Source organism: Acinetobacter sp. AKBS16 (genome assembly GCF_002899995.1).
GTDB lineage: Bacteria > Pseudomonadota > Gammaproteobacteria > Pseudomonadales > Moraxellaceae > Acinetobacter > Acinetobacter baumannii.
The window spans coordinates 8209-17331 of the sequence record NZ_POYH01000088.1; the positions used below are offsets into that span (position 1 = coordinate 8209).

Annotated in this window: 8 protein-coding genes; 1 reads left to right on the forward strand and 7 read right to left on the reverse strand. The window is 37.6% G+C overall.

What is annotated here, in order from left to right; translation table 11 throughout:
• The 4 genes from C1642_RS15355 to C1642_RS15370 form a co-directional block, all read right to left on the reverse strand.
• On the reverse strand, positions 1-1303 hold a 1303-nt coding region (locus tag C1642_RS15355), incomplete at its 3' end, for a fructose-specific PTS transporter subunit EIIC (protein ID WP_228153930.1).
• Positions 1290-2237 carry a 1-phosphofructokinase gene (gene pfkB, locus C1642_RS15360; RefSeq protein ID WP_001062797.1) on the reverse strand — a complete coding sequence of 316 codons (948 nt, stop codon included), beginning with the start codon at positions 2235-2237 and terminating at the stop codon, positions 1290-1292. The genes C1642_RS15355 and pfkB, both read right to left, overlap by 14 nt.
• Positions 2238-2251: 14 nt before the next feature.
• Positions 2252-5110, reverse strand: coding sequence for a phosphoenolpyruvate--protein phosphotransferase (gene ptsP, locus C1642_RS15365; protein ID WP_000880354.1), 2859 nt, complete (start codon positions 5108-5110; stop codon positions 2252-2254).
• A gap of 224 nt (positions 5111-5334) precedes the next feature.
• A complete protein-coding gene (locus tag C1642_RS15370) occupies positions 5335-6195 on the reverse strand; it encodes an alpha/beta fold hydrolase (RefSeq protein WP_000361722.1) in 861 nt (286 codons plus the stop codon).
• A gap of 137 nt (positions 6196-6332) precedes the next feature.
• On the opposite strand from C1642_RS15370, the gene C1642_RS15375 reads away from it, so the two are divergent.
• On the forward strand, positions 6333-6788 hold the full coding sequence (locus C1642_RS15375) for a hypothetical protein (protein ID WP_000365974.1): 456 nt from the start codon (positions 6333-6335) through the stop codon (positions 6786-6788).
• 33 nt (positions 6789-6821) lie between these two features.
• On the opposite strand, the gene C1642_RS15380 is transcribed toward C1642_RS15375, so the two are convergent.
• From C1642_RS15380 to brnQ, 3 genes are all read right to left on the reverse strand, one after another.
• Positions 6822-7067: a hypothetical protein gene (locus tag C1642_RS15380; RefSeq protein ID WP_000949688.1), complete on the reverse strand. Its 246-nt coding sequence runs from the start codon at positions 7065-7067 to the stop codon at positions 6822-6824.
• A 259-nt stretch (positions 7068-7326) separates the two neighbouring features.
• Positions 7327-7746: a GlcG/HbpS family heme-binding protein gene (locus C1642_RS15385; RefSeq protein WP_000838063.1), complete on the reverse strand. Its 420-nt coding sequence runs from the start codon at positions 7744-7746 to the stop codon at positions 7327-7329.
• Positions 7747-7937: 191 nt separating this feature from the next.
• A partial coding sequence (gene brnQ, locus C1642_RS15390; RefSeq protein ID WP_228153931.1) for a branched-chain amino acid transport system II carrier protein occupies positions 7938-9123 on the reverse strand: 1186 nt, incomplete at its 5' end.

Below are 9123 nucleotides of genomic sequence, written 5' to 3' on the forward strand. Positions count from 1 at the left end.
TATTGGTGGTAAGTAGTCCAACTGTAAAAGCATAAGCAGCTTTATTGATTGGTCCGCCCAAATCAATACACATCATACTTGCCAAAATAATTCCCATTAATACAGCATTTGTTGTGCCCATGTTGTTGAGGAAATCTTTCATTAACTCAAAAATATGCGCTACAGGTTGACCTACCACATAGAACATAATCAACCCAACAGATAATGTTCCTAATAATGGAATAATCAAAATGGGCTTAAGGGACTCTAAGCTAGTTGGAAGCTTGACTTTTTTAGCAATAAATAATGCGATATAACCTGCCAGGAAGCCAGAAACAATACCACCTAAAAATCCTGCTTGTAACTGTGCTGCCAATAAACCCCCGATTAAACCGGGTGCAAGACCAGGGCGATCTGCAATCGAATATGCAATATAACCCGACAGCATGGGTACCATGAGGGTAAATGCTGCTGCGCCAATCTGTTTTAATATGGCTGGCAGACTACCAGCTTGTTCTGCTGCATTTAGGCCAAAACATAAAGAAAGTGCAATTAGCAAGCCACCCGCAACAACCATAGGCAGCATATAAGAAACACCAGTTAATAAGTGTTTATATACACCAACTTTTTCAGTTTTATCCTTATTTTCCGTTGTTGCTTGCTGTTTACCTTGTTCTAAAACCTGAGCATTAGCAATTGCCTCAGCAAAAGCCTTGTCGGTTTGTTTTAAAGCAAAACCAGTGCTACATCTATAGACACGTTTACCTACAAAACGGTCAGTGTTGACTTCAATGTCAGTAGCAAGAATAACAATATCGGCATCAGCAATCGCTTGAGGTGATAAAATATTCTTCGCACCTACAGAACCTTGAGTTTCTACATCGATTTGATACCCAAGTCTTTCTGCACCTTGTTGTAACGCTTCAGCTGCCATAAATGTATGGGCAACTCCAGTTGGGCAAGCAGTAATGGCAACAAAATGAGTTGCGGTATTTGAAGCTTGCTTAGGTTTTTGTTCCCACTCATTTGCTGGTTTTGAGTGTTCAAGTGCCGTTAAAAGTGCTTTGTCTGCATCATCTTTAATATCTTCAATAGAAACTAAAGATAAAGCGTTTTGACCAAAAATATTTAGATTTTTAGGTTGCTGTCCAATAATAATGACATGATCAAAATGATCGCTTGATTCAAACTCATCGAGTGAAATGACACTATGTTTATAGCCGTGTTGGGTTGCGACTAAAGCAAGTTTACGAGCCAAGATTAAAGCATTGACTTGCTGTTGCGGACTATTAGTGACAAATAATAAATGTTTAGCAGTTTGCATCAGATTCACTCAATGAATTGATAATAGTTTGTGCTTTTAATTGGTTTAGAACCTCAGAAGTAGGGATTCGAAAACCAATTTGTGTTACAGCATGGCTTGCAATGGCTGTCGCAGTTTTTAAGGTCTCTTCAGGAGGCATTTGGTTAACAAGTCCATGGATCATGCCGGCTAAGAGTGAATCACCAGCGCCTACTGTACTTTTTACGATAACTTTTGGTGCTTGAGCATGTAAGGGATGAATGGCGTGTAACCAATTTACGCCATCTTCACCCATTGAGATAACCACATGCTCAATATTGGTTAAGCTATCAAAAAGTTTTCTTTGTTCAGCATAGCTTGTTGCAGGACGTTGATAACTTTCAACCAACTCATCGGTATTCGGTTTGATCATCCAAGGTTGACACTCAATTGCAGCAACCAATGCTTTACCACTGGTATCTAGGGCAACTTTCTTATTATTTTTTTTGATCAGTTGAATAAGTTGTTGTAACTCATCAATACTAAAACCTTGTGGGAGGCTACCAGCTATTGCAACAACCTCGACTTGTGGTAACAGAGCTTCAATCTTATTAAATAGCCTTTGTTTGTCTGTTTCAGAAACAAAGAAACCTTTGCCGTTTAAATCGGTCATCCGCCCAGAATGCTCAGCAATTTTTATATTTTGACGGGTTTCACCATCAATATAAATAAACTCAGGTTGAAATTGAGCTTGTGCAAAATGTGTATCGAAAATTTGTCGATTATGCTCACCTAAAAAGCCGGTTACGATTACATCGTGACCTAAGTCTTTTAATACTTGAGCAACATTAAGGCCTTTGCCAGCCGCATGAATTTCTACCGACTCTTGTCGGTTCACTTCTCCTACTAATAACTCATTCAGTTGAATGGTTACATCAATTGCAGGGTTTAAAGTAATTGTTAAAATTTTAGCCATTACTATTCCCAATCTTATAAGTCTTGTTCAGATAGCTGGCGCACAGCAGGGGCGCTATCGCATAGTAAAGCTTGTTGCGCAAGCTTTTGAGCATGGCTATAGCTTAGTGTACGGATTTGAGCTTTTACCAAAGGAATGCTATTTGGGGACATACTCAGTTCATCTACACCTAATCCCATGAGAATAGGTACAGCTTTAGGGTCTGCTGCAAGCTCACCACAGATTCCTACCCATTTGCCATGTTTGTGGGCAGCTTTTACTGTTTGATCAATCAAATTAAGAATACTTGGATGTAATCCGTCTGCTTCCGCTGAGAGTATTGGGTGGCCTCGGTCAATCGCTAAAGTATATTGGGTCAGGTCATTTGTGCCGATACTGAAAAAGTCGACTTCTTGTGCAAGAACCGGTGCAAGTAAAGCAGCAGACGGAACCTCAATCATAATACCAACTTGTAAATTGTCACATGGATGTTGGGCTCTTACTTCGTCAAGAATTGCTTTGGCTGCACGCCATTCTTCAACGCGTCCAATCATAGGGAACATAATGCGTAACGGACGATTATCAGATGCTTTTAGTAGAGCGGTTAATTGCTGTTTTAAAAGCTCAGGGCGTCTTAAAGTTAAACGAATTCCTCTTAACCCTAAGAATGGGTTTTCTTCTTCAGCAATTGGTAAGTAAGGTAAAGGCTTATCACCGCCTACATCTAATGTACGTACTACAAGCGGGCGACCTGCAAGTGCATCTAATACAACTCGGTAATCAGCCTCTTGAACAGCCTCATTAGGTGCACTGCTATGAGACATAAAAACAAGTTCGGTTCTAAGTAGGCCAATTGCTTCAGCACCACATTCTACTGCTTGTGCTGTCGCTTGAACTTTACCCAAATTGGCTGCAATTTCGATTTGGTGTTGATCTAAGGTAATTGCTGGCTCGTGGCTATGGCGTTCAGCTTCTTCACGAATTTGACGCTGTTGCTCACGCTCTTGCTTGGCTTGTTCGATTTGCGCTGCATCTGGATTTAAAACAAAAGTTCCAGTATCACCATTAATAAGTAAAGTGCTTTTCGGATCAATTTCTAGGACTTGTTCACCAGCACCAACAATAGCTGGAATGCCTAAAGCACGTGCGACAATTGCACTATGCGCACTTGCACCGCCTATAGCAGTTAAAATACCTGCGACACGGTCTTTGTTGAGACGAGCGACATCACTTGGCCCCACGTCATGCATGATTAGAATATAAGGCTCTTTAGGCTCTTCAATAACCACTTCACCACATAATTGGGTTAAAACTCTGTCACCAATGTCACGTAGATCTGTTGCGCGTTCAGCGAGTAAACGATCTGGTAGTGCTTCCTGTGCTTTAGCTGCAGCTTCAATATGTTCATGCCACGCAGCTGGTGCTGATAAATTTTGATAAATTTTTTGATATACACCATTAATTAAATCAGGATCATCAAGCATTTCTAGGTGAGCTCGAAAGATTTGTTTAATTTCAGAGGCATCAGCTTTGGCTATGACTTGGTGAATATTGTTTTTTACTGCATGTAGGGCAATATCTAAATTTTCTTTCTCGACTTTTACGCCTGAACCCATACGTTCATATTGATAAACCTTTGGTTTAATCACATGGACGGGTCCAAAAGCTAAGCCACTTGATGCTGCAATGCCCGTATTGTTACCTAATGTCGTAGCATTTGATATTGCAGTTTGAGCAGGGAGCTGGTCAGGAGTTTCACTGGTTACAGGTAGCGCTTCAACTTCTTCACCTAAGCCTTGCTGCACTGCCAAAATAACTTGATCTAAAGCCTCTACGGCATCGGTTTCTGGCTCAGCGATAAAACGTAGAGTTTGGCCACGCTTACAACCTAATGCTAAAAGACGAGTTAAACTTTTGGCAGAAACAAAGCTACCATCGTCTACTGCAACTTGGATGTCGCCTTGAAAGGTTTTTGTAAGATTGACAAGGTGTGTAGCTGGTCGGGCATGTAAGCCGTGTGCATTTGCCAGCACTACTGAACGTTGAGGCCAGTCAGGAACAACGTCAGCTCCAATAATTTTTGCAATTTCGTTTGGAGTTTGAGTTTTATCTAGCTCGGCAACTTGCTCAGGGTTAAATAAAATATCAATTAAACGATTAAATCTTTCATTATCGAGTTGGTCATTGGCTGCTATACAAACGAGGGTGTTCAGCTTTTTACCATTTAGCTCTAAAGCCTGTGATGGTTTAGTAATGCTAATAGCTGGTTGCTGAACAAAGTGATTGCTAGAAATGGACCAGATTTGATCTTGCAGTTGAATGGCCTGTTCTGGATCAAGTGAGCTTAGAAAACCACATTTTACAAAATTATGTTTTTTGAGTGTTTGAGAAGCTGCCCAAAATAAATCTTCGATATCTTGTGCGTCGATTTCGGTTTGAATAAGATTTTCATGAAGCGCTAAAGATAATGGCTGAGCTTGTAGTAATTCGATAATCTGCTCAGGTTTAGAAGCATTCTTTACTTGTTCGCTGACGTCATGCATTAATGCACGAGTAAGAATTTGCAAAACTTGCAAATGTTCATCAGATTTTGCTGCAATCACTACAGCTAAATAAATTTTATTTTCTCCATCCCAGATCACACCTTCGGGAAAATGGGCTAAGCGGATACCTGTTTTTAAAATATATTCACGTGATTGAGGAGTACCGTGGGGAATGGCAATGCCTTGGCCTAAATAAGTCGCGCTTTGTTGTTCACGATTGATGAGTCCCGTTATATATTCAGGCGTAACTAACCCATCTTTTTCTAATATATCTACTAGACACTTTAATGCATGTGTTTTATCAACAGCATGTTGATTCATATGAATATGTTGAGGCTCTAGTGCTAGCATAATTATCCTTGAACAATTTCTTTGGCTTTAGCTAAAACAGAAAAAAAGAAGCTGTTTGCATTAAACAAGTAAATATACCTGTTTTTTGACAACAGCTTCAGATGAATTACCTTAGCAGAACTTTAATGGTATATCGACGCATTTAAGTAAAAAGCTGCTCGTTTTTAATACAAAAAAACCTCTAAGCCGGATTACTGACTTAGAGGCGAAAATAAAAGCAGTGATTAATGTTTAATTTCTTGTTCTAAAATAGACCAAAGTTTTTGATGTGATTTTTTAAATAACAGCATATGGCCAATTGATTTATAGCCTAAATCTTTTGGGCTAAGCTCAATCATTTTTTTATTTGCATTTGGATATAAACTTAATAATTCTTGTACGTTACGTTTGGTTGCAATCTCATCATCATCAGCCCAAATAGCAGTAATTGGACATTGAATATCTGAATGAAAATCATGAAAAATTGTCTTGCCTATGGCGTTTTTTACATATCCGGGACGGCTACAAAACTCTCGCCATTGTTGAGCAACTTTTTTAGGTAGGTTTTCTCCCATACCAATGAATTGAGTTGCTCCATAACCTTTAACAAGACTAGAAATAGGGAAGATAAGATTAAACATAACTGGCGCTAAAACCTTGGTTTTTCCTTTAAGACCTTTAATATGTCCAGTTGAACCTGCAACCGTTATCACTTTTGCGACTTTATTATAGTTAGGTACGACCCCTAGTAGTTGTCCGCCAGCACTATGTCCAATAAGAATAACTTGATTTGCTTTCGTTTTTATTAATAAAGCATCAATTGCAGCAGGAATATCAAGTGTTCCCCAGTCGGTAATACTTGCGGTACTTTGTTTTAAAGCTCCATGTAGGGATTCGCCAATACCACGGAAGTCAAAACTCAATACATCATAGCCTTGTTGGCTTAACCACGTTGCGAAAGAGTGATAAAAGTTTTTAGTTATACCTGTTGCTGGACAAATCAGGATAGGGTATTCAGCTTTCTTTTCTTGAGCAGGATAAAATTGAGCTGCAAGCTGATAACCATCTTTACAGGTAATCCAAAAAGATTCAAAAGTCTTATCCATAGATTTAAAGTTAATTGGCTAATCATTTATCTTAATGTACATGAGTTCTGAAAAGGTACTTGATTAAAATGTGACTATAAAGTCAAGATTTATGTTATATAGCTCATCAAATTTTAATAAAACGAATAATGGAAATTATGGATTTATCAAAAGCTGTACAGCTGGCTATTGTCTTTAGTGGCGTCTTTTTATGGATAGGAATGTTAACTGGAGTATGGAAATATTGGCAAATTCGCCGTTCCGAATTAAGCCGCGCACATTATTATGTAGATATTGCACATAGAAGCAGTTTGCTTTATGCAGCAGCCACACTTATTCTGGCTGTATTGAGCTATTTCACGATTTTAAATGAAGATATTGCTTTATGGTGTGTATTGGCAAATATACTGTTTTTTAGTTTCTCAATTTTAGTTTATATCATCCACGGATTTTTGCAGGATACGACCAATCAGTTTAAACAACCTCATAGGTTAGGACATTTTAGTTTACCTACATGGTTGATGACGTTTATGATGTTCGCCTTAATTATTACTGAGCTATTAGCAACTGCTATTTTAGTGATGGGGACAATTTTATTGTTTTTAAGCAAATAAAAATGGATGATCGCTCATCCATTTTTAGAATTCTTATTTCTGTTGACTAAGTCGTCTTTTAGCTAATTTTCGCATTTTGTGGTCGACAAAGGCCCATACACAAAATACAAAAGAAACAACCATGGCATACATAAAGTATTCGGGTTTCAGATTCCCTTTAATCATACCTTGAAACAGTAAAGTCAGCATAAGAGCAAGCGTCGTTACTCCATAAACAACTGAATCTTTGCTGTTCAGAGTGTTAATGAAGACTTGTTTGTTGAAATGTAATGATAACATCTCCATCCCTCCTTGTGGTTGCGCTAAAACCGAATGTTTTAGTCAAGAATAAGTTTAATGTTGTACTTGTATTTTTAGCTTAATTCAATAGTCAATAGAAAATTTTTTGAACAGTTTTATAAAAACTTCTATGTTTATAAATGGTTAAGGTATTAAAAAAGTAAATATTAAACATTTTTGTATAAAATAATTACTTTTTTAGAAAAGAGAAATTATTTAAATGAAAAGTGTAATAATTTCTCTGTTCTTTAAATTTGCTTTAGCTACTTTGTTTTTTTAAAAAAACATCAATAGCGTGTTGAGCAATTTCAGCATCTTCAAAAGATTGAACACCTGAAACACCAATCGCGCCTAAAATCTGGCCTTCATAAATAATCGCTTTTCCGCCTTCTAGCATACCTTTAGCACTTGGCATACTCAAGAAACCAAGACGACCATTTTGAAGAAGCTCTTCGTAAAATTTAGAAGGACGACCGCTCATTGATGAGCATTTAGCTTTTTCTAAGCAAAGATGTGTGGTGAGAGGAGAAGCGCCATCTAGACGTTTCATAAGTAATAAAGAGCTTGTTTCATCAACAATGGCTATACTGACTTTAAAGTTGTGTTCAATTGCATATTTCTGAGCTTCTTCCATTAAAAACTCAGCATCTGCTAATGTTAAATAATATTTACTTTTCATTTATGCTCTTCTTTCCTGAGTAAGCTAAAAATTATTTTAGTGTAATATTACAGTAAAAATTAATTATATCTATAGTTGAATTGTCACTAAATGCTGATGTTAGAAATAAAATGCTGGTTGGGTAAACGCAGCATTTTATTCAATATATAAAATCATGTTTGGGTAAAACTCGATTTCAAAAAAACATCAGATTAAATGCTTTTATGTTTAACTTTGTCGATAAGAGTAGTCACTACAAGAACAACTAAAGATGGGATCAACCATGCCAAGTTTTGTTCATTTAACGGTAAGTGTTGAAGGAAATTAGGAAGGTAATCACCAAAGCCCGCAACCTTAAGCCCGTCAATAATTCCGAAAATTAAAGCAATGCTTGTTACTGAACCGACAATAAAAGATGGTTTATGCCAAAATTTCCAGAAGAAACTGAGCATAATAACTACAATTGCAGGTGGATAAATTGCACTTAAAACTGGTACTGATACGGCAATTAGCTTAGTCAATCCAAGGTTGGAAATAATGAAAGAAAAACCAACTAAGATGAAAACTAAAAGCTTATATGGCAACTTAGTAAGTTGAGCGAAATATTCAGCACATGCACAAGTTAAACCAATTGCAGTAACCATACATGCTAAGAAAATGAGACCTGTTAAGAAGAGTGAACCCATATTCCCAAAAGCATGTTGAACATATGCATGTAGGATTACAGCACCATTTGCTGCATTAGGAGCGACTTCATGGCTACCCAAACCTAATTTAAACAAGCTTAAGTAAACTAAAGTGAGTCCTACACCAGAAATAAGGCTGGCAATAATTGCATACTTGGTCACTAGTTTGTTATCAGTAACACCACGCGAATAGATCGCTTGAATAATGACGATACCAAATACTAGGGCACCTAAAGTATCCATGGTGAGATAACCATTTACGAAACCTTCTGAAACAGGAGAGTTAACGTAATGATTAATTGGAGCAGGAACATAACCCGCAGGAATCATAACCGCTGCAATACCTAAAATTGCTAAAGCGATAATTTTCAGAGGAGCTAGAACATGTCCAACTGTGTCTAAAAGCTTGTTCGGATATAAAGAAACGACAGTTACAAATGCGAAGTAAATTGCACTGTAAATTAAAAGGCTACTGCTAGACGTTCCAAAATAAGATGAGAAACCAATTTCATAAGAAACTGTTGCGGTGCGTGGTGTAGCAAATAAAGGGCCAACTGATAGATAACAAACTACAGTTAAGATCAGACTTGCGATACGACCTAGCGGTGAACTAATAATTTCGATGGAACCCTGCATACGAGAGAGGGCCATAATGGTAATTACAGGTAAGCCAACGGCAGTAATCAAAAAACCTATGGCAGCTAGCCATACA